This window comes from Clostridium ganghwense (assembly GCF_026735165.1).
GTDB lineage: Bacteria > Bacillota > Clostridia > Clostridiales > Clostridiaceae > Clostridium_H > Clostridium_H ganghwense.
Genome location: NZ_JAPQES010000001.1, coordinates 48,511 through 75,267 on the forward strand (window position 1 = coordinate 48,511; position 26,757 = coordinate 75,267).

A 26,757-nucleotide genomic window follows, 5' to 3' on the forward strand; every position below is an offset into this window, starting at 1 on the left:
AGTACTACTTCCTTATATAATTGAATCAAAACAAAACTCCATGAAATCACTTAAATAATTATTCATACTTCCTGATAAATATACAAAATTGAATTCTCTATAAAAATTAACCACGTTTAACCTTTTATTTTTTATAGGTACAGTTTTTATGACACCTAACTTTAATTCTCTTTCAATAGCAGCTTTTGATATAATTGTATATCCCAAATTTGCTTCTACAAGAGCTTTTATGGCATCTATACTCCCTACTTCCATATAGATATTTAAATCATTTGCACTATATCCTTCATCTAATAAAGTATTTTCAAAGTATTTTCTTGTACCTGAACCTTCTTCTCTTAAAATAAGCTTCCCTGAAAGTATATCCTCTAATTGAACATATTCTTCTTTTGAAAATTCATGTTTAGGCGAAAAAGCTAATATTAACTCATCCTCCTTTAATCTTTTATATTCAAATTTATTTCTATCAAAAGGTCCTTCCACTAATCCTAAGTCTATTTCTTCTCTTAATAATTTTCTCAATATTTCTTTTGTATTATTTACAGTTAGTATTATTTCTATGTTTGGATACTGCTCTTTATATTTACCTAAAATTTTGGGAAGTACATAACCACCTATTGTTAAAGTTGCACCTATGTTATAAGTTTTTTCTACAGATGATTTATTCTTCAGCTTTTTGTAAATTTCTCTCTCCTTGACCTCTAGTTCTTTAACATATTCTAGAAATTCTTCACCTTCCTGTGTTAGTTCTATATTCCTTCCATTCTTTTTAATAAACTTAACTCCATAATGTTCTTCTAAAAATTTAATATGCTGAGATACAGCTGGTTGAGTTAAATTAAGAATTCTTGCAGATTTAGTATAATTTTTAATTTTAGCAACTGTAAGAAAAGTTAATAGTCTAGTTCCTAACATTTTTTTCTCCCAATCATTCAAATATTTTTATCTATATGTTTAATTATAACATTAATTTATGCTTTAATTATTTAATCTTTATTTTGATTTTGTGCTTTTCTGCCAATTCAGTAAGCTGATCCCTATACTTATTTATACTATTTTGAGCTTCATCTAGCTTTTTATCTGTTTCTTTCACTAATGTTCCCTCTTTCTTTTCAAACCCTTCTTCCATCTGCCTAAAAGCCTCTAATCTAATATATGCTGCTTTTTTATAAATTTCATGAAGCTGTTTCACTTCATCTGTTTTTGGTTTAATATTATCTAATGTCTGTACAAATTCTGTATATTTTGGAATAACTATTTTTTTAATGATTATATGAGTATCTTCTTCTTTATAATTTTCGCCAACAACTTTCCTATACTCTTTTAGCACATTTTCTTCTAGTACAAAAACTTCTGAAACACTACTAATATAATTCATTAAATCATTTTTCACAGGATCTTGTGCCGGAGCTTTCTTGCAGCCTATAAACATAAATATAATAATACTAATCAATAGTAATACTTCACTTCTTTTTATTTTCATTAAATCACCCCTATTATATATATTCCCTTAGTATATGTATGTATTCTCGGTGAAATCATTAATTAAGTGTTTACATTTTATTTTAAAAGAAAAATTAACCCTTTTTATTTTCAACTTTTCTTGCTAAAAATCCAATAAAAACAAAAAATCAAGCAATGCTTAAATTTAGAGCTTGCTTGATTTTTAATTATTAGTTCAACTATTCAGTTCAATTTTCCGCTGTCATACCACCTTAAATTGTTACTGTAGTTCCATTAAACTTTTTAAGACAAAAACCTTTAAAATCCTCATTATAAGTTTTCTTAAAATCATGAAGAATACCAATAGCAACAGCTTCACCTATTTTTAGCCCCTCTGTTCCATCCGAACGCCAGTGAACACCTGCAGTATCACGACCAAGAGAAATATTAGAAGCAAGTTTATTCAATTCACCGCCTATAGTCAAAGGTCTATTTGAATAAGAATATAACGATAAACCATCGGCGCTAGCTACAACTGGATTAGGTATAATAAAATCTTCATTAAAGAAAGCTTTCATCATAGTAACACCTGCTCCAACAATACAAGCATGACCAGCTGGATATGATGTATGAGTAGGACAGCCTTCTGGATAAGCCATAGGCAATAAGTATGTTCCATATTTATTAAAAACTTTAGAAATAGCCTTACAGTTTAATAATTCTGAATTAATAGGATAATTAGTAACCCCTATTAAATTATTATGAATACGTCCTCCAAATTCCTCTGGACGCAATCGACGATGAACTAAGAATTTTTGAAACCAAGCAGCTTCTAGTGCTATTCTTGCTGATTTTGCAACTAAATCTAAAATATATGCTGACCCAAAAGTAATAAAACCAACTTGTGTTTTTGAATATAAATAAGGATTTTCTGAACATAGTGCTTTGTCTCCAAAACTTAATAGAATCAAACAAGTATTTAAGACACTTTGATACGTAAAATCTCTATGAACCCACTCTCCTAAATCTCTACCATTTCGAATATAACGTGGTTTAGGATCAAATACATCTGAACTACTAGAAACACCTCCATTTTGAATGTTTAACCATTCATCATATGAAGTCATATAATCCTTTGCAGCTAATGCAGTACGGTATTGCTGCTTAAAAATTTTAGTTCCAAATGGAACATCCTTACACAAAAATTGAGAAATATAAGGCCCAACTAAATCTCCCGCAGTATTACCACGAAACAATGTTCCTGTAGTAACTACTCCACCATGTTTTGGTCCATGATAATCTGAAAAATTTGACATGTCATAAACAGCTTCATGAATAAGAAGATCAGTATCATATTCTGCAAAAGGTATATCACGAGTTAATGCTCTCCAATAATCTTCAGCCATTTCACTAGCCATCCATGCACTATTAAAATTAGGTGGTGCAGGCATAGTTAATTGATGAGAATTAGGACCTTCCAAATCGAATGCATATGAAGCCTGAGGATTGGCAAATTTTCTAACGCCACCTAAAGGTAAATCTTCAAACATTTCAGGATTACCTGTTGTTAACGCTTTAATCCATATATTATAGGCTCTTATCTTAACCTCACCTAATTTATTATGTGGCAATGCCTTAGAGTAGTTTGCAATTTTTTTTGAATATAATCCTTCATCTGTATTACAAGGGTGACCTGGCATGGGGAGATCCTTTTGAAAGCTAGCTGCATCTTTACGGATTTTATATGCTTTTTCACTATTCTGATGAGGTGTTAATGGTCCAGTTTCACAAGATTTACTTAATTTTAAATTTTCATTTGATTTTTCTTCCTTACTTATATTATTTTCACAAATCTGATTTTTTTCCATTTTATTGTTTTGAATAATTTTGGACACCTCTGATTCAATAAATTTGTTCAACACCTTTTGCCCTCCTTCTAAAATCTATATAATATAAGATATGTACTTATGATATTAAAGAATTACATCTATTTGTGATAATATTTATTAATTTTAAAAAGAACAAAAAAATAAAAAAGCATCTATTTACAATGCTTTTTAAGCTTTATATTAACAGGTAAACAACCTAAAAAATGTAAATAACAATAATATATTAAAAGTAAATCGTGTTATATTTTTTCAAATTATTTCAAAACATTTAATGCATTTATAGCCGTAGGAAATCCTGAATATGGTACTGTTTGAATAATTATCTCTTCAACTTCTTCATAAGTCAGCCCTACATTTTAATGTCTTTATCAAAAAATACTCTATTTCCTCTTTCATCTCTTTGAACATCTTTTATAAGTCCTATTTTTTCATAGTATCTAAAAGTATATGAACTAACCTCTAACTTTTTTGATACTTCAGCAATATTCATTTAGCCTCACTCCTTAAATAAAATATATCATTTAGAGTTTACTCTAAGTCAAGACTTTTATATATAAATTAAAAAAGAGCTAATCCATTAAGAATTAACCCTTTCAAAATTAACTAATATTCTATTATTTGATTGCTTTAATTCCTAAATTCTTAAGAAGTTTCATTCTCACAATATATATAATTCTATTTCATAGTTACTGCACCTCTTGGACAAGCTTTTAGACATTTACCACATCCTACACATTTATCTTTATCTACAGTAGCTGGTCCCTTTGAAAATAATCCTTTTTTCTCTTGATAAACTGCTTCAACAGGACAGACTCTTTTCACAGGACAAAACGGTGATCTATCACATTTATTTGAATCTATATATGCCTTTTTCAAAATTAATCCCTCCTCACTCAGAATACCCCATAAGGGTATATTGAAATTATACTACTTTCACTTAAATTTTTCAATCCCTAAATAAATGATAATGAAAATACTCTAGCTGAAATCAACTAGAGTATTTTCACTTTATTTTCTTCTTTTCCTAGAAAGCTGGAATTATAGTTCCTTTATATTGTTCTTCAATAAACTTCTTTATTTCTTCAGAAGTAATAGCTTTATCTAATGCTTTTATATAATCCTTATCTTTATTTTCTTTCTTTACTGCAATAACATTAGCATATGGTGAATCTTTAGATTCAATTGCAAGAGCATCTTTTGTTGGATTTAATTCTGCTGAAATTGCATAGTTAGTGTTAATAACTGCTGCATCAACATCTTCTAAAACTCTTGGAAGTTGTGCCGCATCTAACTCTTCAATTTTGATATTCTTAGGATTTTCTGTAATATCTAATTTAGAAATTAATTCTCCTTCTTTAAATTTCATAATTCCTTGTTTTTCTAATACTCTCAAGGCTCTAGCTTCATTTGTAGGGTCATTTGGAACTGCAATAGTAGCTCCATCTTTTAATTCCTTCAAATCTTTTATTTTCTTAGAATATATCCCCATTGGTTCTAAGTGTACCTTTACTGTATAATCTAAACCAGTATTTTTTTCCTTATTAAATTGCTCTAAGTACGGAATATGTTGAAAGAAGTTTGCATCTAGCTCACCATCTTGTAATGCTGTATTTGGCGTAACATAATCTGTAAACTCTTTTATTTCTAAAGTATATCCTTCTTTCTCAAGAATAGGCTTAACCTTCTCAAGAATTTGAGCATGCGGTTCTGGTGTTGCCCCTATTACTATTTTCTTCTTAGTTTCTTTTGCTGCTTCCTTCTTAGCCCCACATCCAGTTAAACCAATTACCCCGATTAATAAAGAACTTGCTAATACAATTGATAATATTTTTTTCTTCATATTTATTGCCCCCTTAAATTAATTTAAATATTTTATTTTAGCTTTTCACAAGAAAAACATTCATAACTGTCCATTGTCAACTATATTATCTATTTACCTTGTTATATACAAACATTCCTAAAGTCTGAAGTACCTGTACTAAAATTATCAAAACTACTACTGTGTATATCATAATATCTGTTTTAAATCTATAATATCCGTATTTAATAGCTACATCTCCAAGACCGCCACCGCCAATTGCTCCCGCCATAGCTGAAAGTCCCACAACACTTATTATTGTAAGTGTTAAACCAGATACTATGGCTGGAAGAGCTTCTGGAAGCATAACTTTAAAAATAATTTGGCTAGTACTTGCACCAAAAGACCTTGCAGCTTCAATTACACCTTTATCTACTTCCTTTAATGCTCCTTCTATAATCCTTGTAACAAAAGGTGCTGAACCAATAGTTAGAGGAACAATTGCTGCAGTAGTTCCTATAGTTTTACCTATTATTATCTTAGTAAATGGAAAAATCACTATCATAAGTATAATAAAAGGAAAAGACCTTAAAATGTTAACAATTATATCAAATACTTTGTATACTGATTTATTTGGATTTAATCCATTTTCATCTGTTATAACCATAATGATTGCTGGCAAGAAACCAATTACTACAGCAAGAAAAGTAGCAATAAAAACCATATATATAGTTTCTCCCAAAGCTGGTAGTAAAATTTCATTTAATTCCATCTACAACACCTCCCAATTTACTCCTTTATTACTAAGATAGGAACATACACTTTCCTTTTGATTTTCTTCAATATTAATTACAAGACTTCCAAGAACATCATCTCCAAATTTCTCAAGTTTACCCCAAACAATAGAGAAATCCATATTAAGTTCTCTGGCCATAGCTGTTATTACTGCATTTTTACTAAATTGTTTTGGGAAAAATATCTTTATATTTACTCCTTCTTCTGGAAGAATTTCCTCTTCTCCTAGAAGTTTCTCCATATGCTCACTTGGATTTAAGAAAAGTTCTTCTACATCTCCTACATCAGTAACTCTTCCTCCATCCATTAAAGCTACTTTATTACATGCTTCCTTAATAACTTCCATTTGATGAGTTACTATTACAATAGTTATTCCTAACTCTTTATTTATTTTTTTTAAAAGTTGCAAAATGGCTTTTGTAGTATTAGGATCTAATGCAGAAGTTGCCTCATCACAAAGCAATATTTTCGGATCAAGAGTAAGAGCTCTTGCTATAGCTACTCTTTGTTTCTGTCCTCCACTTAATTCTTTCGGCATACTCTTCGCTTTATCTTCAAGCCCTACAAGTTTTAAAAGGTTTTTAACTTTTTCATCTATCTCTTTTTTATCATATTTCCATGTTTCCATAGGTAATGAAACATTATGCCAAACATCTTTTCTATTTAATAAACTAAAATTTTGAAATATCATTCCAATATCTTTTCTAAATTCTCTTAATTCTTTTCCCTTTAATTCATTAACTTCTTTATAATCAGCCTTAACACTACCTTCATCATAACTTTCTAATCTATTTATACATCTTAAAAGTGTTGATTTGCCAGCACCACTGTGACCTATAATGCCAAATATTTCTCCCTTACCTATATTTAGGTTTACATCCTCTAAAACTTTTTTACCTGAAAAATACTTATCTACTTTTTGTATTTCTATCAAAGCCATTCCCCCCTGTCTCAAAAAAATCAAAGTCCTTTATAATTTAAAAAATCTAAAGCATATTGTGCATATAATGCTGTTCCTATTTCTAATGCATCCTCATCAATAGTATATTTTTCATGATGCTGAGGATATATAGCATCTTTTTTCTCATTTCTAACCCCTACAAAAGCTAAAACTCCATGTATTTTCTCAAAATATCTTCCTATATCCTCTGTTACTGTTAATTTATCCATTAATACAACAGCATCACTACCTGCAATTTTCTCTACTGACCCTCTTGCAATAGAAGAACATTTTTTATCATTGATAGTAATTGGTGTTGCAAAAATATATTCTAACTCTGCCTCTGCTTTAAAACTTGCAGCTGTATTCTTAGAAATTCTCTCCAATATTTTAGGAAATTGTTGTCTAATTTCCTCATTAAAACACCTAGTTGTTCCTTCTAAAATAGCTTCACTTGCAATGACATTAAATCTTGTTCCTGCTTTTAACGCCCCCACGCTTACAACAGCAGGTTCCATAGGATTTATTTCTCTACTTACAGCAGTCTGTAAATTCATAACAATTGCTGAAGCTGCCACTACCGCATCTACCCCTTGATGCGGTAGCGAACCATGACCGCCCTTTCCTTTAATCTTAATCTTAAATATATCTGCACAAGCCATTCTAGGACCTTCTTCTACAGATACTTTTCCACAAGGCAAATCACTCCAAAGATGTATACCAAAAGCCCCCTGTACATCATCTAAAAATCCCTCTTCAATTACTTTAGCTGCCCCTTCACCGACTTCTTCTGCTGGTTGAAAAATAAACTTAACTGTACCATCCCATTCATTTTGTAATTCTTTTAATATTTTAGCTGCCCCTATAAGCATTGCCATGTGCCCATCATGACCGCAAGCATGCATTATACCTTCATTTTCAGATTCAAATTCAGCTCCTGTAGCTTCTTTAACTCTAATTGCATCCATGTCTGCTCTAAGAGCTACTATCTTTCCTGGATTTTTTCCTCTAAGCGTTGCTACAATGCCTGTTTTAGCAGTCGCTTCAAAGTCTACCCCTATTTTTTGAAGCTCCTCTTTTACACGCCTAGATGTTCTTTCTTCCCTCCAGCTCTCCTCTGGAAATCTATGAAACTCTCGCCTAAGGTTAATGACATGCTCTTTATACTTATTTGCTAAATTCTCTATATTCATTTATAAGCCCCCTAATACAGCCCTTAACTAACGCACAAGTTAAAATGATGGTATTAATACTCCTTTATATTTGTCTTCAATAAATTTTTTTAATTCTTTTGAATTTAATACTTCTGATAAAGCTTTTACATAAGGTTTATCCTTCTCTTCTTTTCTTACTGCTAAAACATTTGAATAAGGTGAATCTTTTGATTCTCTATAAATAGCATCTTTTACTGGATCTAATTTTGCTGCTAATGCAAAATTTGTATTAATTATTCCAACATCTACTTGATCTAAGGTTCTTGCAATCTGTGCAGCATCCAGCTCTTTTATACTAAGCTTCTTAGGATTTTCTATAATGTCCAAAATTGTTACAAAATCACTATCTTTTATTTTTATAAGTCCAACACTAGCAAGCAATTTTAAAGCTCTTGCTTCATTAGTTGGATCATTAGGAATTACTACTTCCGCATTCTCTTTTAATTCCTTCAAATCTTTAATTTTATTTGAATAAGCTCCTATAGGAGCTACTAACACCTTTGCTGTATAAGTTAAATCTGTATGTTTATCATTGTTAAACTTATTTAAAAACGGAATATGTTGGTATAAGTTAACATCCAATTCTCCATCTGCAAGAGCAGTATTAGGAGTTATATAGTCAGTAAATTCTACAATATCTAATTCATATCCCTTTTCCTTTAGCAAAGGTTTAACTTCTTCTACAATTTCTCTAAAAGGATTTGGTGTAATCCCTATTTTAATTACTTTTTTATCTTCTCCTTCTTTTTTAGAAGTACTTTTATCACTACATCCTATAAAACCAAATATCAATATAAAACTCAATAAACTTAAAACTATTTTCTTCATTATTCAATAGCCCCCCTATTTTATTTAAACTTAAATACATTTTCAATAAACTACAATTCACGCCCCCTTTTGTCATACTTATCTAGATAAAAAAATAAAGACCTAAGGATAACCTTAGGTCTTAAAAGTCCTATTCACCCTTATCTTCCAGCTTAAGCTGCAGGATTTAGCACCATTGTATGTATCGTATAAAATATCATACTGGTTGCCGGGCTTCATAGGGCCAGTCCCTCCACCACTCTTGATAAGCAATATTCAATTTAATTTATGTTAAAGATTATATAACCATTAAAATAAAATGTCAACAGCAAAATTTTATTAATATTAATCTTACTATATTCACGTATCTTGTCCAAAGTTACGAAATTATAAGTTCCAATCTTATCTATAATCCAGTAAATTTAAACATAAATAAACTAATTTTAGAGTATTACATTTACTGTTGACACTCCATAATATTTACTGTATATTTAAATGAAAATATTAAAAAGCATCTTATAAATATAAGTAAGTATACTTATATTTTAAGATTTATTTAATAATTAAGGGGGCTTATAAATTGAATAGTAAAGAAGTTACTCAAGGAGCTGCACGTGCACCTCATAGATCTCTGTTCTATGCTATGGGGTATTTACCAGAAGATCTTAATAAACCATTAATTGGAGTAGTTAATGCACATAATGAAATAATTCCCGGTCATTTTCATTTAGATGAATTAGCTCAAGTTGTAAAACTTGGAATATCTGCTGCTGGTGGAACTCCAATTGAATTTCCCGCTATAGGAATTTGTGATGGTATTTCTATGAATCATAGTGGAATGAAATATCCATTAGCTAGTCGTGAACTTATTGCAGACTCTATAGAAGCGGTTTGCATGGCACATAAATTTGATGGATTAGTTCTTATCGGTAGTTGCGATAAGATAGTTCCTGGTATGTTAATGGGAGCAGCAAGACTTAACATTCCTTCTATCTACATAGGTGGTGGTCCTATGCTTCCTGGAAACAATTGTGGGAAAAAAGTTGACCTTGTTCATGCCTTTGAGGGAGTAGGTTCTCATGCCGAAGGTAAAATCTCAGATGAAGAATTACTAAAAATAGAGCAAAGTGCTTGTCCTACTTGTGGAAGCTGTGCTGGCTTATTTACTGCAAACAGTATGAATAGTTTGGCTGAAGCTTTAGGTATGGCTTTACCTGGTAATGGAACAATTCCTGCACCTTATGGAAGACGTAAACAACTTGCTAAACAAGCAGGAATTTCAATAATGAATTTAGTTAAAGAAAATATTAAACCTAGAGATATTTTGACAGAAAAAGCTTTTAAAAATGCTATTGCTCTTGATATGGCTATAGGTGGTTCAAGTAATACTACTCTTCACTTGCTTGCTATAGCTAATGAAGCAAAGATTAATCTAGATTTAGATGAATTTGATAGAATAAGTAAAATAGTTCCACATATAACTAAATTAAGTCCAGCTGGTGTTCATCATATGATAGATTTAGATGAAGCAGGAGGAATTTCAGCTATACTAAATGAACTGTTAAAAGCAGATCTTATATATTCTGATACAATAACAGTTACAGGAAAAACTTTAGAAGATAATGTGAAAAATTCAAAAGTACTGGATACTTCTGTAATAAAACCTTTAGATACCCCTTACTCCAATGAAGGTGGAATTGCTGTTTTAAAAGGTAATCTTGCACCAGAAGGATCTGTTGTAAAACAATCAGCAGTTGAACCTGAAATGATGCAACACAAAGGTCCAGCAAGAGTTTATGACTCAGAAGAAGATGCTTTTGAAGCTATAATGAAGAAAGAAATTCATGCAGGAGATGTTGTAGTTATTAGATATGAAGGCCCAAAGGGATGTCCTGGAATGAGAGAAATGCTAAGTCCTACAGCTGCTGTTATAGGTATGGGACTTGAAAAAAGTACTGCTCTTATAACTGATGGTCGTTTCTCAGGTGGAACACGCGGTCCTTGTATTGGACATATAGCACCAGAAGCCTCTGAAGGTGGCCCAATAGCAATAATTGAAGAAGGCGATTTAATAGAAATAGATATTCCAAATAGAAAAATAATTTTGGATTTACCAGACGATGAAATACAAAGAAGACTCGATAATTGGAAACAACCTCCTTCAAAAGCTCCAGAAGGAACATATTTACGCAGATATAGTAAATTAGTTACTTCTGCTAGTAAAGGAGCAGTTCTTGAATAAAACAAGTAAAAAATTAAAGCCTAAAGATAGATTTCATCTATTTTTAGGCTTATTTTTGTTTAGTTTTTAGTTTTAATTTAGCAAAACATCCTATCCTATAACCTAGTACTTTCTTCCTAGTACCTCATCAGAATGGCATTATACAAAAGCATTGTAAATTGAATTTATAGCTCTTTCAAAATCACTTGCTTCTATTCCAATTATAATATTCATTTCACTAGACCCTTGATCTATCATTCTAATGTTAACATTATTTCTTGCAAGAGATGTAAATATTTTTTCTGATATTCCAATAGACCTTGCCATTCCTCTACCTACTGTTGCAATGAGCGCCATATTAGGAATAACTTGAATAGTATCTGGATTACACTGTCTTTTTATTTCTTCTAAAATTTTATCCAATTTATTATCCAGCTGAGAATCTGCAATTACTACAGACATAGTATCTATTCCTGATGGCATATTTTCAAAGGAGACTCCATAAGCTTCTAGTATAGAAAGTAGTCTTCTTCCAAAACCTATTTCTGCATTCATGAATGCCTTTTCTACTGCAATAACAGTAAAATCTTTTCTTCCTGCTATACCAGTAATAGTTCCCATTTGATTTTTACCCTCATCATCATTTATGATAATAGTTCCTTTATCCTCAGGTGCATTAGTATTTTTAATATTAATTGGAATACAACCTTCCCTTGCTGGGAAAATTGCCTCCTCATGAAGCACTGTAGCTCCCATATAAGCAAGCTCTCTCAATTCTTTATAAGTAATTTCTTCTATAGGCTTTGGATTCTCTACAATTCTAGGATCTGCCATTAAAAAACCTGAAACATCTGTCCAATTTTCATACAATTTAGCTTCTACATCACGAGCTATAATTGATCCTGTTATATCAGATCCTCCTCTTGAAAAAGTCTTAATATTTCCATCTGGCATAGCCCCATAAAAGCCTGGAATAACAGCTCTTTCAATAGAATTTAATTTTTCACTAATTGCTTTTTTAGTACTCTCAGAATCAAAATATCCATATTTGTCAAACAAAATTACTTCAGCAGCATCTACAAAGTCTACATTTAAAAAATTAGCAAGTATCAATCCATTTAGATATTCTCCCCTACTTGCAGTATAATCTGGTGTTGCTCCTTCTGCAATTTTGTTTTTAATTTCTTTTAAATAGCCCCCTATGTCTAAAGAAATATCTAATTCTCTTACTATTTCCTTATACCGTTCTTCAATAATCTCAAAAACACCATCAAAAGAAATGTGCTGCTGTACATGTGCATGACATAGATAAAAAAGATCTGTAATTTTATAATCCTTACTATGTCGTTTACCTGGTGCTGAAGGTACTATGTATCTTCTTCTCTCATCACTTAAAATAATATTCTTTACCTTTCTAAATTGCTCTGCATTTGCAAGAGAGCTGCCCCCAAATTTTACAACTACAATATTATTCATTTTTCATCACCCCTAGTATAGTTCCCTATATAATTTTGTATATTTATAAATAATATCACACTCTCGAAATATTTCAAGTATTTTATTATTTTCTATTTTCTTATATTTTCTTTAGTAAATTTAGGGAAACATAATACTTAGTATATCTATTTTTCTCTGTATCAATATACCTACCATTTTTGTCCAACACCATAACTGCTGCTCTTTTATTTATACTATTTACTATACCTATAAGCTCTTTTTTATTATGAACAAAACATACTCTATCTCCACATTTAAAACCAAATTTTTCATAAGCAATTTCTCTAATAGTAGGAAGTGAATGATATACATCAACATGTCCAAAAATATTATAAGCCAAATCTTTGAATCTATTCTTCTTACAATTAGACTCTTTATAGACATAAAATTCTATAAAATGAATAAGTTCATGCTCAAAAACCATTAAAAGAGAATGAAGTGCATCCTTTGTTTCTATTCCATTTACAATTTTCTTTCTTTTTAATTCATAATAATGAAAGAAAAAATTCACTCCTATCCTTATTTCATATCTCTCACTAGTTTCCTCTAAACTTGATAAATTTCTTGGAACTATTGTTTTGCCTGCACTTCTAGTCATTTTATTTGACAGTGAAAAACTTATTTTTCCTCTAAAATTCTGCTTAAAATATTCATTAAAAAAGTACTTATCATATAATTTGAATAATAATATTAAATCTTTCTCTGAAATAGACTTAATTTCTTCATTATTTATATTATGAGATTCATCTATAAAGTTTTCCCTAAGTCTTTTTCTGTTTCGAATAATTTGATTGTTTTCTAATTTTATATAAACTAAATTTTCTTTTTTCATATCTATCAATCTGTATTTAATTTTAATTCTTGTTCAGTATAATATACAAGTCCAAGAGCACCAGGTCCAACGTGAGTTCCTATAACTGGACCTATATCACATATCTTAACTACTTTTCCAACTTGTTCTTCCAATACTTTGGCTATCTTTTTAGCTCTTTCCTCACAGTTTATATGATGAATAATTACATCTCCAAAACCAAATTTTTTTGTATCTTCTTTAAAAGTATTGATTATTGTTTGTATGGCTCTTTTAGACGTTCTCACCTTAGATAAGATTTCTGTTTTACCTTCTACTACTGTCAATATAGGTTTAATTCTTAAAAGCGACCCTATTAAAGCACTTGCTCCATCAATTCTTCCACCTTTTTTTAAATAAGCAAGTGTGTCTGGTGAAAATACAAATCTGCTTCTCTTTATATTTTTATCTGCATCCTCTACAACATTTTCTAAGCTTTTCCCTTTATTTGCTGCCTCTGCTGCTGCAAGAACTGCAAATCCAAGCTGCATAGAATTAGATTTAGAATCTATAAGTTCTATCTTAGCATTTGGATATTCTTCTAAAATCATATTTTTCACTAGACCTGCTGTAGAAAACGTACCACTCATATGAGATGAAATAAAAATTCCAACTACTTCATTATCATCTTTAACATGCATTTCAAAAATCTTGTATATCTCCTCTACAGATGGTTGTGATGAAGTTGGGAACGTATCATAATCATCCATCTTTTTATAAAAGCTTTCATTATCTATATCAGTTTCTCTAAAGTTTTCATTACCAAAAGAAACACTTAAAGAAACTATAGAAATATCATATTTTTTTATTAGTTCTTTTGGTATATACGAAGTACTATCTGTAACTATTTTAACAGCCATTTTTTATCTTCCCCCCATTTGATTAATTTTGTTTGTAAAATATTAAATATATAATCAAATTAGACCTAAATGATTTCTCATCTAGGTCTTAAAATATTATCTATCAAATAATCCTCCACCATTATGACTTCTAATGGCTTTTCTAGTCTGACCCATTGCTTTAGTAGGTCTTTCATTATTATTTTGATTAGAACTTTTTTTCTTTTTCTCTTCAATTATTTTTTTCATCATTTCAATATTCTTTTGTGACATCATTTTTCTCCTTTTTCATAGAATATTTAAGTTACATTAAGTTAATATTTCAACACCATCTTCTGTAACTAATATAGTATGCTCCCATTGAGCAGTTAGTTTACCATCAGCAGTAAGTGCAGTCCACCCATCATCAAGAAGTTTACATCTATAAGTACCTTCATTTATCATTGGTTCAATGGTAAAAGTCATTCCTGGAACCAATATCATTCCTGTGTGTTTTTGTGCACAGTGATCTACAAAAGGTTCTTCATGGAATTGTATTCCAATACCATGTCCTCCATACTCTCGTACAACAGAATAACCCTTACTTTCTGCATACTTTTGAATAGCATATCCAATATCTCCAATTGTTGCAAAAGGCTTAACTTGTTCAATTCCTATATCCAAGCATTCTTTAGCCGTTTTAACTAGTTTAACTGCTTCTTCTGATGCCTCTCCAATTATAAACATTCTGCTGGCATCACCATAATATCCATTTAAAATACTTGTTACATCAACATTTACTATATCACCATTCTTTAGAACTCTATCACTAGGTATTCCATGACATACAACTTCATTTATTGATATACATACACTTTTAGGATATCCCATGTAATTTAATGGTGCTGGTACTGCTCCTAACTGTAAAGTGTACTCATGAACCCAAGTATTAATTTCATCAGTTGTTACACCTTCTCTTATTCTTTCAGCTACCATATCTAAAACCTTTTTAGTAACCTGTGAACTTTTTCTTATACCTTCTATCTGCTCTGGTGTTTTTATTATTTCTCTAGGAGGAATTATAAGTCCTTCTGCTTCCATAATTGACAACTTTTCATCTTGCTGTAGATGGCAGTTTTTGTACTTCTTTTCACTACCACACCAGCATAAATCATTTCTTGATAATTTTCTCATTACTTCACCTTCTAAAAATATACTTATAATACTTTTCTCTTTATATTATATCATTTTTTACCTTTCAATTATTACTATATCATATTTTCACAATTTCATCACAATTATAACATATTTTAATCAAATTTATTCTGTATTATTAACTCATAAGATAAATAAAAAACAAGTTTTCAAAAATAATATATATAGGAGGTAAATATTATGAAAAAGAAAAATATTTTAACTGCATTAACACTTTCTCTTACAATAGGACTTGGAGCTACAGCATATGCTTATACTGCTAGTACATCTACACCAACTAATCCTAATACAGATACAGATACAAATACAAATATTTCTACAGGAATTGGGCTTAGACGTGCTACTGGCTTTAGAGGATATGACTTCGCAACTTCAGTAATAAAAGAAAAGTTAAATGTTACTGATGAAGATATTAGTAATGCTAGAACAGAAGGTAAAACTATAAGTGAATTTGCTGAAGAAAAAGGTCTTTCTCATGAAGATTTACAAGCAGCTTTAATTGAGGCTAAAACTAAAGCTATAGATGATGCTGTTGCAAAAGGAACCATTTTAAAGGAAGATGGAGAAACTTATAAAAAAGCTATAAAAGAAAATGCTTCAAATGCTGTACCTGGGCAAGGTAGACTTGGTGCCCCTAAAGGAAATGGTCAAGGTAAAAGAGGCCAAGGTTTAAAAAATGGTAATGGAACATTTAGAAATAATGGTAATAGAATCAACTGCCCCCTTACAGATAGTTCCTCAAAATGAAATAAGAAAAATAAATAAGGATATTGCAGAGCAACATCCTTATTTCCTTATTTATTTTTTAAATATACCCATTGGTTTACCAACCGGTAAAAATTCTCTTTCAAAATGAGCATTTAAAACACATGCTGCTGAACCATAAAATGAAACTAATGATATTACTAGTTCTGAAATTGCTGCAAGCTTGTGCGATAATTCTGGTGCAATACCAAATGAATGTAAAGATAAGCCAATAAATAAAAAGTCTATCAAGAAAAATATTATGAATAATACCTTATTTGTTTCTGTTGCTCCTATTGTCATATAAATACTAAAAATTAAATATCCAACGAAAGCAAATCCTAATTGCTTTGAATCCGCACTTGATGCAAGTGTTTGTCCAAAAACTCCTGCCTTAATCAACCATGACATTGCAACTCCTAACCAGAAAAATGCGTATCCTCCAAAGGCTGTAGTTCCAAAAATATTATTTCTCTTTGAATCGTTAATACAGGCAAATAATTGCGCAAAAGCCCCTAAAAATATTGCCCATGGGATTATAAAAGATACGCCTTCTGTAAAATGAAGTTTTTGACTTGATGCTACTAAAGTTACCATAGCTAATCCAAATAATCCAAGAGCTGAAGGATCTGCATTAGTAATTTTAATGTTTTGTGTTTCGCATTTCGACATTAGTATACCTCCATAAAATTAAGTGTTTGTTATAAATTTAACATAAAGTTTGTTTTTCGTCAATTAATTATGTTTTTTCTAATTTTTTATATTTTTTTTTCATAAATATAAATATCACTAAATATTTATATTGAAATTCTTGAATTTATATTTAATATTATTTAAAATAGGCTCACAAGAGAAAAATATTTTCTCTGTGAGCCTATTTATTTCTGTTTATTTTACTCTATTGTATTCTATCCTCTTGTAATTTTACTTTCTATTTGTCTTTTAACCTCTTCCTGTGTTAAACCTTCTGCATTAATTGTTGGTGTAGAAGTAAGCGTATCCTCCATTCCTAACATGTTTATACTTTGTCCTGTTAATACTACAGCATCAAATTTATCAAAAGATGATGTAGTATTTTTAATATTTTTATCAATTTCTTCTACAGAATATCCTTCATTAGAAAGATAATTTTTAATATTACTTAATTGCTTTTCAACTGCTATTTTTTTCATCGTTATCACCTCTACTATTATTTTAAATTAACGTCATTATTTATTTTTTCCTATTTTCTTTAATTTATTATTTTACTTAATAATAGAGAAGTAATAACTTTGTATGATTTATCAAACCTTAAATTTATTTAATTCTTCATCAAGCTTTATAGCTAGTTCATTCAGCCTATCAGCTGCACTTGCTACTTCTTCAACTGCAGTACTTTGCTGTTCAATTGAAGCTGTTACTTCCTCAGATGAAGCTGCTGTTTCTTGAGATATTGATGATATGTTTTGGATAGAATCTACTATCACTTCTTTATCGTCATTTAACTCATTAACAAATTTGGTCATAATATGGATTTTATCTGTTATATTATTCACAGAATTAGATATTTTAGCAAATGAATTATTTACTTCATCAACAGCACTCGCCTGATCATTTGCCATAGTTTTAACTTCATGCATTATTTCTACAGTGTTATTACTATCATTTTCAATATCGGTTATTATTTTCTTGATTTCATCTGTAGCATCTTGAGAACCTTCAGCAAGTTTTCTTATTTCATCAGCAACTACAGCAAAACCTTTACCAGCTTCTCCTGCTCTTGCAGCTTCAATGGAAGCATTTAATGCTAATAAATTGGTTTGTTCTGAAATAGCATTTATTGTATCAAGTATGGAATTTATATTATTAACATTATCATTTAATTGAATTACTGCATATTCAATTTTTTCAATACCTTTTTTATTAGATTCTGTTTTAGTATGTAATTCTTCCACAACTTTAACTCCATTTATATTTTCATTAGTTACTTCATCAGTAACAGTTTCAATCTTTCTTGTGTTATCTGACAAATCATTAAATTTTTCTGATAAATCATAAGTAATCTGAACACATTTTTCTGCATCATCAGCTTGTTTTGTAGCTCCCACTGATATTTCTTCAACCGCTCGTGCTATCTCTTCTGTTGAAGCACTAGTTTCTTCAGAATTAGTTGCTAAATTTTGCGATGATGAATTTAGTTCCTTAGATACAGCTTGTACATTATTTATTAAATTTCCAACAGTTTCAATCATTATATTAAAACCTGTTCCTAGAGTACCTATTTCATCTTTAGATTTTATATTACATTTTACAGTAAAATCACCCTTTTTAACTTCTTCCATATCTTGTACAAGTGAATTAATTGGTTTTGTTATTCTATTTGCAAAAATTATTGATATTAAAATAGCTATCAATAAAGCTAACACCCCAATGGTCACATTAATATCTAATATTCCTTCAACACTATCATCTATTTCATCCAAATACATACTCCCAATAATATTCCATCCCAATTTATCAAACTTTGTAAATGAAGCAAACTTATCTACCATCACTCCATTTTCTTCCCATTTATAGTCTACACACCCTTCATTGTTTTCTTTTATAGCATTTATAATTTCTTTTTGATCAGTATTAGTTAATATAAGTTCTTTATTTTTATGTGTTATTATTCTATTATCCTTATCTAATATATACACATAACCTTTGTCACCAATTTTAATTGAGTTTACTTCTTGTGATAAAGTATCTAGCGAAATGTCTACAGCTAATACTCCAACAAGTTCATTATTATTAAAGGTATTATAAACAGGTACAGCTGCTGTTACGATTAACTTTCCAGTAAATCCATCTTCATAAGCCTCCGTCCAAATTATCCCTTCATTTTTAGCAGCTTCTTTATACCACATTTTTTCAGTAGGATCATATCCTTCTTCAATTTTTATTGATGGATATATATAAGTATCTTTATTTTTAGTACCTAAATAAATGCTAAGAACCTCTTCATGACCTTTCTTAAAACTTTCAAGATTTCCCATAACCCTAGTCAAGTACTCAGGATTACTTAAAATTTGTTGTACATTAGCTTCATAAGACATCTGTTTTAGAGTTTCTTCATAACCTTTAAGATAATTATTTATTGCCATTTTATTTTGATTTACAACTTCAAGTGTAGCTTCTTTAAAATTTGTTTTTAAAATACCCGCAGATTTTGAATAGGACATCATCCCTAATGTAAACAATGGAATAGAGATTAATAAAACAAACATAATTATTAATTTATGTTTTATCCTCAATTTCATAACTTTCTCTCCTTTTCTGAATAACTAATTTGCATATTTATAAATAATTACTCAATAACACCGCCTTTTTAGATTATCCATTTAAAATAACACTCCCCTTTTTTCATTTGTTATTAAATTATATCAAAATATTACAAATAAAAATAGATAAAACGACAAAAATATTCCATTTTAAATATATAATTGTAAAAAAAGAAAGGGCATTGCTTAGCAATGCCCTTTCTTTTTTTACTATGCTCTTTTTCTATTTAATACTGCATTAAGTACAACTCCAACTATAGCAGCTAAACTTAATCCTGTAATTTTCACTGTTGCTGTTATAGGTATTCCTATTGATATTCCATATTTTTTTTCAACAAATCCTGTTCCAAGTCCTAAAGCTAATATTGTTGCTATAACTAGTATATTTTTAACATTAAATTCTACTTTATCTCCACTTAACGTTTTTGCTCCTACAAAAGCTATCATACTAAATAACATCAAACTTATTCCGCCCATTACAGGTACCGGTATTGTTCTTAAGAACCCACCTACTTTAGCTATAAATCCTAACATTATTGCAAATACTGCAGCTATTCTAAGTATCTGTGGATTATAGTTTTTAGTTATCGCAAGAACTCCTGTATTTTCTCCATAAGTTGTATTTGCAGGTCCTCCAACAAATCCAGCAAATAAAGTTGCAAGTCCATCTCCCAAAAGAGTTCTATTTAACCCTGGATCTTCTATAAAATTCTTTCCTACTACTTCACCGTTAGTTGTTACATCTCCTATATGTTCCATAAACACAGCAAGTACTATTGGTGCTATTATTGCAATAGCTCCTAAATCAAACTTTGGCAGTGAAAAATTCGGCATTGCGAACATTGGTGCATTACTTATTACTGATGTATCAACTATTCCTATCTTAAGAGAAAGTATATATCCTACTACTACTGCAATTAAAATTGCAAGTTGTTTTATAAATCCTTTTGCTTTAAAAGTAATTATTAGTGCTATTGATAATGTTATACCTGCTACCATAAAGTTATTAGACGCCATTCCATATGCTACAGGTACTAAATTTAATCCAATTACTATTATCATTGGTCCAACTACTTGATTCGGTAAATATTTCTTGATTTTTTCAACACCTATTTTTTTTACTAATAAAGATAGCCCTACATAAATAAGACCAGCTACCATTATGCCACCTTGAGCATAAGCTAAATCTCCATTAAACATTTCTTTAACTGCAAGTATGCCTCCTATGAATGCAAAAGAAGAACCTAAAAATACTGGAACTTTTCTTTTTGTTACGAAATGAAATATAAGGGTTCCCATTCCTGCTGATAAAAGCGCAACTGATGGATCAAATCCTGTAAGAATTGGTACTAAAACAGTAGCTCCAAACATTGCTATTAAATGTTGAAGTGCTAAAATAACCTTTTTAGATGATTCTAGAATTTTTGAACTTTCTTCTACTTCTACATTTGTTTTTGACAATACGTTTTCTGACATAAAAAAACCTCCTTATATTTTAAATACTAAGGAGAAAAAATGATTCTTCTCCTTTTTTCAGCCTCACAGGACTGAATTAAAAAGTAAACTATTACTTTATAAATTTGCAATAAAAAAACTTCTTGTCCGCTGACAAGAAGTTATAACTATCTTACAAAATAAAAATACATAGTTTCATAACTTTAAATCTTGTCAGTCTCACTGGACTATATTAAAGATTATTTGCTTAACCTAATTAATTTTATCATATCTTGTTATTTTATACAACATTTTTTTTAAAAATTATCTAATATAATTCTCTTACTCCTTTACATTCCAGGATAGTTCTAAGATTTGATTTCAAATTATCCTCTATATTCTCACTAGCTTTAACCATATCATAACCATCTCTTGCAATATTTTTACACATAACCTTATTTGGTATTTTTATTTGTCGTACAAACTCTATATACTCAGTTACTTTTTCATTAGTTAAATTTTCTTCTAGGTTTACTGTATTTTTTATTAGTTTTTTAATAATTCTCTTTTCTTCTTCCTCAGCTCTTATGTTCTTAATTCTATCCCTTACTACCAATGCAGGAATTGATAATAACCCAATAGCTGCAACTACTGCTGTTAAAGTCTCTTTTTTTTCCACTTTAAATTTCATTAAATCCCCCTCCTGTGTTCATTATTTTATATTTAAATATATGTTTTCCAAGCAATAAAATTCATAAAAAAACTCCACAGCGTCTTTTTTTACGCTTGGAGTTTTTTATATCCATTATTTATTTAAGTAACATGCTACTATTTCTCCATAATATACTGTGTGAATATCTTCATCTGAATATTTAACCTTTCTAATTTCTTCATCTATAAGGTTTAAATCCATATCTTGTTTGTATACAACTCTACATTCATAAACAAGACCACATTCTCCAACAACTGGAACATTAATTTCTTTTCCTTCTTCAATCTTTAGATTACACTCTTCAAATTTATTTACATCTCTACCTGATTTTTTACCACAAAAAGCTAAATCTTCTTTCATTGAATCATCTACAGGTATACTAACGGTGAATTTTCCTGATTTTTCAACAAACTGGTGCGTATATCGTGACTTCCTAACAAACACTGTAAAAATTGGCTTATTCCATTCAAATCCTATACTTCCCCAGCTTATTGTCATAGTATTTACTTTATCATCAACTTTTGTTGTTAAAAAAGCCCCTCTCTTATGAAGGTATTCCATTCCTTTTTCAAGATTTTCAGTGAAATTAACTGCCATAAAAATTCCTCCTTTATAGTTTGTTTATATTATAATTCTAACATACCTATTATTTATATATTAATTGGTAGCTTTAGTTTTGTATACATATTTTATATAATATGTTACAATGGCCCTATTGACAATGGGGGGATATTTATGAACTACAAACACAAAAGAGAAATGATATTATATGGGGATATGAAAAAAGTTTTATTAACCTTAGCTTTTCCTATTATGTTTAATAATTTAGTACAAACCTTATATAATTTAGCAGATACTTATTGGGTTAGTAAACTAGGCGCTGTAGAAGTTGCCGCTACTGGTTTTGTATGGCCCGTACTTTTTCTTATGATATCATTTGGAATGGGAGTTACAATAGCAGGTACATCCTTAATATCTCAATATATAGGTTCTAATCAAAAGAAAGAAGCAAATTTAATTGCATCACAAATTTTTTCTTTTTCAATAATTTTAAGTATTGCCCTTGCAGCAATTGGATATTTTATAACTCCTTTTGTTGTAAAACTTATGGGAGCTGATAATGCTCTTTTTACAAACAGCTGCATATATTTAAAAATTATGTTTCTCGATGTTCCTTGTCTATTTATTTTTCTGGTTTTTGGAGCTATTAGACAGGCTCAAGGGGATACTTTTACTCCTATGGTTTTAAGTACAATTAGTGTAATTACAAATGTAATTTTAGATCCTTTATTCATTTTAAAACTTAATATGGGAATTAAAGGAGCAGCAATAGCTACTGTAATTTCAAAACTAATACTTACACCTTATATAATTTATATTTTATTCACTAACCACAACGGTGTTCACCTTACTCGTAAAAATCTAAAACTTCAAAAAAGTGTTATTAATAAAATTTTAAAAGTAGGTCTTCCCTCTTCTATAGGACAATCCGGTGCCGCTTTAGGATTCATAATCCTTAATATATTTATTGTTTTATACGGTAACGATACTCTAGCCGCCTTTAATATAGGTAATAAAATTAATTCAATTGTTATGATGCCTGCTATGGGAATAGGTAGTGCTCTTGCATCAATAATAGGGCAAAATTTAGGTGCTGATCAAACTTCTAGAGCTAAACATGCTTTTAAAACAGCAATTATAATCTCTACTATATTCTCAATTGTTGGAGGAGCGATATTATTTTTATTTGCTGGAAATGTAATTAAAGTGTTTGTTCCAAATTCAAAAGACGCTGAAGTTATTATACAAGGACAAGAATACTTAAAAATAATTTCTGCTTGTCTTCCTCTTATAGGTATCTTTCAAATATTAAGAGGAACGTTTCAAGGATCTGGTCACACTTTTTATTCTATGTTTATGGACATGGGAAGACTTTGGCTTCTTAGATTACCTATGATAGTTTGCATTCAACGATTTACAAATTTAGGACCTACATCAATTTGGTATTCTATGGTTTTAAGTAATGCTATTATATGTGGTATAGGAATGCTTATCTATTTATCTGGAAAGTGGCAAAATAAAGTTATTCATAATAAAATTTCAGCTTAATAAAATGGACAAATATTATGATTTGTCCATTTAAACTTTCTCTATCTTTATATAAAATGAAACTCCATCTTTTTCATTTACAGCACTAATTTCTCCTTTATGAAAATTCACTATTGTCTTTACTATACTCATACCTAATCCAAATTTACCTTTTTTTCCTTTTTTAAATTTATCAAATAAATTGTCAATTAAAACATCATCTATTGCTTCTCCATCATTATGAACACAAATAAAAGCAAATTTTTCTTTACTATATAAGGAAATCCTTATTTCTTCTTTAGTATATCTCATTGCATTATCTAATAAGTTTTCCACCACGACATTCCACTGTTCCTTTATTCCTAAAATATTTATGTTTTCTAATTGGATCTTCCATTCAATACTGGTATTTGCCACTTGAAACTTTTCAATAATCTCTTCCATAAGCTCTCTTAAATCTATAGTTTTCTTAGGTATTTCATGTCTTGACATATACTCCAACTTAGATAAATAAATTAAATCACCTATTCTTTTTTGTAATCTTTTAGCTTCATCATTTATCACATTAATAGTACTTTTCAAGTCTCCCTTAGGAAAAATACCATCTTCTATAGCTTCAGAATAACTTCTAATAACCATAACAGGAGTTTTTAATTCATGAGATATATTTTGAAGCATACTTTGCTGAGCTTCATCTCTTTTTATAAGTTCTCTTCTCATATACTCAATTGAATTAGAAAGGCTACCTATTTCGTCCTTTCTATCTATGTTAATAGGCTCATCCCATTCCCTTTTTGCAATTCTTTTTACACTTTTCTCAAGCTTAATTAAAGGACGAGTTAAGTATTTTGCAAAACATACTGCTAAAAATAAACTTATTAAAATTGTAATAGTAGTTATAAGCATCAGCTTTTTAAGAAGTTCCCTAGCTAAACTATTTCTATATGTATCTCCCATATATGAAAATATAAATTCTTGTCTTCCCTTATGATTATATTTTCTAATTACATAAAATATTTTTTTATTTCTTATATTTTTTACATATCTTTTACTCTCTTCCTGCTGGTTTCTTGCTTGCTTTAATACTTCCCCCCAAAACTTAACAGGCAAATTATAATATTTTATCAATTTACTAACTCTAAGTTTTGCTCCTTCATTTTTAGCTCCTGATACATATCTTATATGAGCTACCTCTCTTATATCTAAGTTCTTTTCAAGCTTAACATTATTTTCATCTCTGAATAAATCTTTCTTTATCTTTCCGTAAATCACTCTAGCTTGTGCTGCTTCAATAGTCTTATAACTCTCTTCAGTAAAAAAATTTCTCAAAGCAAAAGGAAAAACTACACTTAATATTATAGATAAACCTAATATAATACCAGCTATAACAATCCAAATTTGAAATACCAATGATTTATTTTTCATAACTCCACCTTTTCATATTTATTCACATAATCTATATCCATACCCATATATAGTTTCTATCTTTAATTTAGGAGCTTTCTTTCTAAGCCTTCTTATTAAATCATCCACCACTCTGTCATTTCCAAAATAATCTTGACCCCAAATTTTGTCTAAAATCTGTTCTCTTGAAAAAGCTGTAGAAGAATTTTTTATAAATAATATTAATAAATCAAATTCCTTTGAAGTTATATCAATTTCCTTATCATTTTCCTTAACACTTCTTTTTTCTTCATCTATATAATATTCATCAATCTTAATTATCTTAGACTTATTTATAGAATTATCATTGTTATAAATTCTTTTAAGTAATTTTTTAGTTCTAATTACTAACTCTCTAGGTAGAAAAGGTTTAGCTAAATAATCATCACTGCCCATTTCAAGACCTAAAATCCTATCTAAATCCTCATCTCTTGCTGAAATAAAAATAACAGGTATATCATTATTATCAGCTTTTATTTTTCTTATTAATTCATATCCATCCATATCAGGAAGCATAATATCTAAAATCCACAAATGAGGCTGATTTTTAATAGCTTCTTCTGCCTCTCTTCCATTTAAAAAAGAAGTTACTTTCCATACCTCTTTCTCTAAATACGAAGTTAATATATTATTTAAGTTCTCCTCATCTTCTACTAAATAAATATTATAGAACATAACTATTCCTCCTACCCTAAGGTATTTACTTAACTTTATTATAATATAAAATTAAAGGATATGCTTTAATTTAAACATATCCTTAATCGAAGTATTTTTATTATTGGTTATTTGCAATTTCAGCTTTAATTGTATCTATTCTTTGTTGTAAAAGTTTATTTCCTTCTTTAACATTTTCTACATAAACATCAAATGCTTTTTGTATAGCTTCTGAATCCTTAGATTTAACAGCTTCTACAAAAGCTTTCCAAGATACTCTTGTCTTTTCTGATTGAGCTTTTCTTGCCTCTATTTCTTCTGAATGCTGATTTTTATACTCTTCTTTATTCTTATCCATTTCAGCTTTAATTTCTTCTTTCTTGCTCTTCATATATTCTTTTGCTTCTTCTTTAGTCATTTCACCATTTTTAACTTTTTCTTTTATACTCTTAATTTCTTCTTTCACTTCCTCTTTCATTGGAAGTCTCTTATCTTTTCTTATATCTTTCTTTAATTCTGATAACTGCTTTCTAAGTTCTATTCTTTCATTTAATATTTCTTTTCCTTGTTCTTTTATTCCTTCAACATATTTACTCGCTTTATCTAATACCTTCTCATGATGTGCTTTCATTTTCTCCATTTTTTCTTGTCTTTGCTCAATCTTTGTTTGTCTATCAATCGTTCCTTCTTTTACAGATCCTTGCGCATAAGCAGCACTTGGTGCTAACACTGAAGCTGCCAGTACTCCTGACAAAATAATTTTCTTTAATTTTAACATATTATCACAACTCCTCTTAAAATATTGTGTTTCTTTATGAGTTTATTATAATGATACATTTTGGAATAAATATCTCAAAATTATGTGAAATTATGTGAAATTTATTTATTGAATA

The 26,757-nt window shown here is 29.6% G+C and carries 28 protein-coding genes and 1 riboswitch; of the genes, 3 read left to right on the plus strand and 25 right to left on the minus strand.

The genetic code is table 11. The annotated features are described in order from the left end of the window. Positions 1-12: 12 nt before the first annotated feature. The 11 genes from OXH55_RS00245 to OXH55_RS00295 form a co-directional block, all read right to left on the minus strand. On the minus strand, positions 13-915 hold the full coding sequence (locus OXH55_RS00245) for a LysR family transcriptional regulator (RefSeq protein WP_268047399.1): 903 nt from the start codon (positions 913-915) through the stop codon (positions 13-15). A 67-nt stretch (positions 916-982) separates the two neighbouring features. Continuing rightward, on the minus strand, positions 983-1,483 hold the full coding sequence (locus OXH55_RS00250; protein WP_268047400.1) for a hypothetical protein: 501 nt from the start codon (positions 1,481-1,483) through the stop codon (positions 983-985). 232 nt (positions 1,484-1,715) lie between these two features. Next, positions 1,716-3,311, minus strand: a complete 1,596-nt coding sequence (locus OXH55_RS00255; protein ID WP_272508948.1) for a vanadium-dependent haloperoxidase — start codon at positions 3,309-3,311, stop codon at positions 1,716-1,718. Between the two features lie 275 nt (positions 3,312-3,586). Further along, positions 3,587-3,679: a carboxymuconolactone decarboxylase family protein gene (locus OXH55_RS20180; RefSeq protein ID WP_268048994.1), complete on the minus strand. Its 93-nt coding sequence runs from the start codon at positions 3,677-3,679 to the stop codon at positions 3,587-3,589. A 2-nt stretch (positions 3,680-3,681) separates the two neighbouring features. Further along, positions 3,682-3,822, minus strand: coding sequence for a MerR family DNA-binding transcriptional regulator (locus OXH55_RS00265; protein ID WP_268047402.1), 141 nt, complete (start codon positions 3,820-3,822; stop codon positions 3,682-3,684). 185 nt (positions 3,823-4,007) lie between these two features. Continuing rightward, positions 4,008-4,208 (minus strand): 4Fe-4S binding protein, encoded by a 201-nt coding sequence (locus tag OXH55_RS00270; protein WP_268047403.1) that lies wholly within the window; start codon positions 4,206-4,208, stop codon positions 4,008-4,010. A gap of 148 nt (positions 4,209-4,356) precedes the next feature. Next, the gene (locus OXH55_RS00275) at positions 4,357-5,172 is read right to left on the minus strand and encodes a MetQ/NlpA family ABC transporter substrate-binding protein (protein WP_268047404.1); all 816 of its coding nucleotides are present in this window, start codon (positions 5,170-5,172) and stop codon (positions 4,357-4,359) included. Positions 5,173-5,257: 85 nt separating this feature from the next. Then, complete coding sequence (locus tag OXH55_RS00280; protein ID WP_268047405.1) at positions 5,258-5,902, minus strand: methionine ABC transporter permease; 645 nt, start codon at positions 5,900-5,902, stop codon at positions 5,258-5,260. Next, positions 5,903-6,859, minus strand: coding sequence for a methionine ABC transporter ATP-binding protein (locus OXH55_RS00285; protein ID WP_268047406.1), 957 nt, complete (start codon positions 6,857-6,859; stop codon positions 5,903-5,905). A 26-nt stretch (positions 6,860-6,885) separates the two neighbouring features. Next, on the minus strand, positions 6,886-8,058 hold the full coding sequence (locus OXH55_RS00290; protein ID WP_268047407.1) for a M20 family metallopeptidase: 1,173 nt from the start codon (positions 8,056-8,058) through the stop codon (positions 6,886-6,888). Positions 8,059-8,097: 39 nt separating this feature from the next. After that, positions 8,098-8,907 carry a MetQ/NlpA family ABC transporter substrate-binding protein gene (locus tag OXH55_RS00295; RefSeq protein WP_268047408.1) on the minus strand — a complete coding sequence of 270 codons (810 nt, stop codon included), beginning with the start codon at positions 8,905-8,907 and terminating at the stop codon, positions 8,098-8,100. A 137-nt stretch (positions 8,908-9,044) separates the two neighbouring features. Continuing rightward, a riboswitch (SAM riboswitch) is annotated at positions 9,045-9,158 on the minus strand. A gap of 308 nt (positions 9,159-9,466) precedes the next feature. Here OXH55_RS00295 and ilvD point away from each other — a divergent pair. Continuing rightward, the gene (ilvD, locus tag OXH55_RS00300; protein WP_268047409.1) at positions 9,467-11,128 is read left to right on the plus strand and encodes a dihydroxy-acid dehydratase; all 1,662 of its coding nucleotides are present in this window, start codon (positions 9,467-9,469) and stop codon (positions 11,126-11,128) included. A gap of 138 nt (positions 11,129-11,266) precedes the next feature. Here the strand turns inward: ilvD and OXH55_RS00305 are convergent, their stop codons facing one another. From OXH55_RS00305 to OXH55_RS00325, 5 genes are all read right to left on the minus strand, one after another. Next, positions 11,267-12,583, minus strand: a complete 1,317-nt coding sequence (locus OXH55_RS00305; protein ID WP_268047410.1) for an aspartate kinase — start codon at positions 12,581-12,583, stop codon at positions 11,267-11,269. 100 nt (positions 12,584-12,683) lie between these two features. Then, positions 12,684-13,436, minus strand: a complete 753-nt coding sequence (locus tag OXH55_RS00310) for a hypothetical protein (protein WP_268047411.1) — start codon at positions 13,434-13,436, stop codon at positions 12,684-12,686. A 5-nt stretch (positions 13,437-13,441) separates the two neighbouring features. Further along, positions 13,442-14,314 carry a DegV family protein gene (locus OXH55_RS00315; protein WP_268047412.1) on the minus strand — a complete coding sequence of 291 codons (873 nt, stop codon included), beginning with the start codon at positions 14,312-14,314 and terminating at the stop codon, positions 13,442-13,444. 96 nt (positions 14,315-14,410) lie between these two features. Next, positions 14,411-14,566: a hypothetical protein gene (locus OXH55_RS00320; RefSeq protein ID WP_268047413.1), complete on the minus strand. Its 156-nt coding sequence runs from the start codon at positions 14,564-14,566 to the stop codon at positions 14,411-14,413. A gap of 36 nt (positions 14,567-14,602) precedes the next feature. After that, positions 14,603-15,466: a methionyl aminopeptidase gene (locus OXH55_RS00325; RefSeq protein WP_268047414.1), complete on the minus strand. Its 864-nt coding sequence runs from the start codon at positions 15,464-15,466 to the stop codon at positions 14,603-14,605. Positions 15,467-15,667: 201 nt separating this feature from the next. Here OXH55_RS00325 and OXH55_RS00330 point away from each other — a divergent pair, with 201 nt between their 5' ends. Further along, positions 15,668-16,234: a hypothetical protein gene (locus tag OXH55_RS00330; RefSeq protein ID WP_268047415.1), complete on the plus strand. Its 567-nt coding sequence runs from the start codon at positions 15,668-15,670 to the stop codon at positions 16,232-16,234. A gap of 51 nt (positions 16,235-16,285) precedes the next feature. On the opposite strand, the gene OXH55_RS00335 is transcribed toward OXH55_RS00330, so the two are convergent. From OXH55_RS00335 to OXH55_RS00360, 6 genes are all read right to left on the minus strand, one after another. Then, on the minus strand, positions 16,286-16,903 hold the full coding sequence (locus OXH55_RS00335) for an acetate uptake transporter (protein ID WP_268047416.1): 618 nt from the start codon (positions 16,901-16,903) through the stop codon (positions 16,286-16,288). A 236-nt stretch (positions 16,904-17,139) separates the two neighbouring features. Next, on the minus strand, positions 17,140-17,403 hold the full coding sequence (locus OXH55_RS00340; RefSeq protein ID WP_268047417.1) for a YkuS family protein: 264 nt from the start codon (positions 17,401-17,403) through the stop codon (positions 17,140-17,142). Between the two features lie 111 nt (positions 17,404-17,514). After that, the gene (locus OXH55_RS00345; RefSeq protein ID WP_268047418.1) at positions 17,515-19,512 is read right to left on the minus strand and encodes a methyl-accepting chemotaxis protein; all 1,998 of its coding nucleotides are present in this window, start codon (positions 19,510-19,512) and stop codon (positions 17,515-17,517) included. A gap of 231 nt (positions 19,513-19,743) precedes the next feature. Next, entirely contained in the window at positions 19,744-21,009 is a 1,266-nt protein-coding gene (locus OXH55_RS00350; protein WP_268047419.1) for a uracil-xanthine permease family protein, read from the minus strand. Between the two features lie 286 nt (positions 21,010-21,295). Next, positions 21,296-21,658 carry a transcription factor gene (locus OXH55_RS00355; protein WP_268047420.1) on the minus strand — a complete coding sequence of 121 codons (363 nt, stop codon included), beginning with the start codon at positions 21,656-21,658 and terminating at the stop codon, positions 21,296-21,298. A gap of 114 nt (positions 21,659-21,772) precedes the next feature. Then, entirely contained in the window at positions 21,773-22,276 is a 504-nt protein-coding gene (locus OXH55_RS00360) for a flavin reductase family protein (RefSeq protein ID WP_268047421.1), read from the minus strand. 138 nt (positions 22,277-22,414) lie between these two features. Between OXH55_RS00360 and OXH55_RS00365 the strand changes: the two genes are divergently transcribed. Continuing rightward, positions 22,415-23,788 (plus strand): MATE family efflux transporter, encoded by a 1,374-nt coding sequence (locus OXH55_RS00365; RefSeq protein ID WP_268047422.1) that lies wholly within the window; start codon positions 22,415-22,417, stop codon positions 23,786-23,788. A gap of 30 nt (positions 23,789-23,818) precedes the next feature. On the opposite strand, the gene OXH55_RS00370 is transcribed toward OXH55_RS00365, so the two are convergent. From OXH55_RS00370 to OXH55_RS00380, 3 genes are all read right to left on the minus strand, one after another. Next, complete coding sequence (locus OXH55_RS00370) at positions 23,819-25,192, minus strand: sensor histidine kinase (RefSeq protein WP_268047423.1); 1,374 nt, start codon at positions 25,190-25,192, stop codon at positions 23,819-23,821. A gap of 18 nt (positions 25,193-25,210) precedes the next feature. Continuing rightward, positions 25,211-25,885 (minus strand): response regulator transcription factor, encoded by a 675-nt coding sequence (locus OXH55_RS00375; protein WP_268047424.1) that lies wholly within the window; start codon positions 25,883-25,885, stop codon positions 25,211-25,213. Positions 25,886-25,985: 100 nt separating this feature from the next. Next, on the minus strand, positions 25,986-26,642 hold the full coding sequence (locus OXH55_RS00380) for a hypothetical protein (RefSeq protein WP_268047425.1): 657 nt from the start codon (positions 26,640-26,642) through the stop codon (positions 25,986-25,988). Between the last annotated feature and the right edge of the window lie 115 nt (positions 26,643-26,757).

Coding starts and splice junctions, on each gene's coding strand:
- OXH55_RS00245 (WP_268047399.1), bottom strand. CDS start 915: ATGTTAGGAACTAGACTATTAACTTTTCTTACAGTTGCTAAAATTAAA.
- OXH55_RS00250 (WP_268047400.1), bottom strand. CDS start 1,483: ATGAAAATAAAAAGAAGTGAAGTATTACTATTGATTAGTATTATTATA.
- OXH55_RS00255 (WP_272508948.1), bottom strand. CDS start 3,311: ATGGAAAAAAATCAGATTTGTGAAAATAATATAAGTAAGGAAGAAAAA.
- OXH55_RS00265 (WP_268047402.1), bottom strand. CDS start 3,822: ATGAATATTGCTGAAGTATCAAAAAAGTTAGAGGTTAGTTCATATACT.
- OXH55_RS00275 (WP_268047404.1), bottom strand. CDS start 5,172: ATGAAGAAAAAAATATTATCAATTGTATTAGCAAGTTCTTTATTAATC.
- OXH55_RS00280 (WP_268047405.1), bottom strand. CDS start 5,902: ATGGAATTAAATGAAATTTTACTACCAGCTTTGGGAGAAACTATATAT.
- OXH55_RS00290 (WP_268047407.1), bottom strand. CDS start 8,058: ATGAATATAGAGAATTTAGCAAATAAGTATAAAGAGCATGTCATTAAC.
- OXH55_RS00295 (WP_268047408.1), bottom strand. CDS start 8,907: ATGAAGAAAATAGTTTTAAGTTTATTGAGTTTTATATTGATATTTGGT.
- OXH55_RS00305 (WP_268047410.1), bottom strand. CDS start 12,583: ATGAATAATATTGTAGTTGTAAAATTTGGGGGCAGCTCTCTTGCAAAT.
- OXH55_RS00310 (WP_268047411.1), bottom strand. CDS start 13,436: ATGAAAAAAGAAAATTTAGTTTATATAAAATTAGAAAACAATCAAATT.
- OXH55_RS00315 (WP_268047412.1), bottom strand. CDS start 14,314: ATGGCTGTTAAAATAGTTACAGATAGTACTTCGTATATACCAAAAGAA.
- OXH55_RS00320 (WP_268047413.1), bottom strand. CDS start 14,566: ATGTCACAAAAGAATATTGAAATGATGAAAAAAATAATTGAAGAGAAA.
- OXH55_RS00325 (WP_268047414.1), bottom strand. CDS start 15,466: ATGAGAAAATTATCAAGAAATGATTTATGCTGGTGTGGTAGTGAAAAG.
- OXH55_RS00330 (WP_268047415.1), top strand. CDS start 15,668: ATGAAAAAGAAAAATATTTTAACTGCATTAACACTTTCTCTTACAATA.
- OXH55_RS00335 (WP_268047416.1), bottom strand. CDS start 16,903: ATGTCGAAATGCGAAACACAAAACATTAAAATTACTAATGCAGATCCT.
- OXH55_RS00340 (WP_268047417.1), bottom strand. CDS start 17,403: ATGAAAAAAATAGCAGTTGAAAAGCAATTAAGTAATATTAAAAATTAT.
- OXH55_RS00345 (WP_268047418.1), bottom strand. CDS start 19,512: ATGAAATTGAGGATAAAACATAAATTAATAATTATGTTTGTTTTATTA.
- OXH55_RS00350 (WP_268047419.1), bottom strand. CDS start 21,009: ATGTCAGAAAACGTATTGTCAAAAACAAATGTAGAAGTAGAAGAAAGT.
- OXH55_RS00355 (WP_268047420.1), bottom strand. CDS start 21,658: ATGAAATTTAAAGTGGAAAAAAAAGAGACTTTAACAGCAGTAGTTGCA.
- OXH55_RS00360 (WP_268047421.1), bottom strand. CDS start 22,276: ATGGCAGTTAATTTCACTGAAAATCTTGAAAAAGGAATGGAATACCTT.
- OXH55_RS00365 (WP_268047422.1), top strand. CDS start 22,415: ATGAACTACAAACACAAAAGAGAAATGATATTATATGGGGATATGAAA.
- OXH55_RS00370 (WP_268047423.1), bottom strand. CDS start 25,192: ATGAAAAATAAATCATTGGTATTTCAAATTTGGATTGTTATAGCTGGT.
- OXH55_RS00375 (WP_268047424.1), bottom strand. CDS start 25,885: ATGTTCTATAATATTTATTTAGTAGAAGATGAGGAGAACTTAAATAAT.
- OXH55_RS00380 (WP_268047425.1), bottom strand. CDS start 26,642: ATGTTAAAATTAAAGAAAATTATTTTGTCAGGAGTACTGGCAGCTTCA.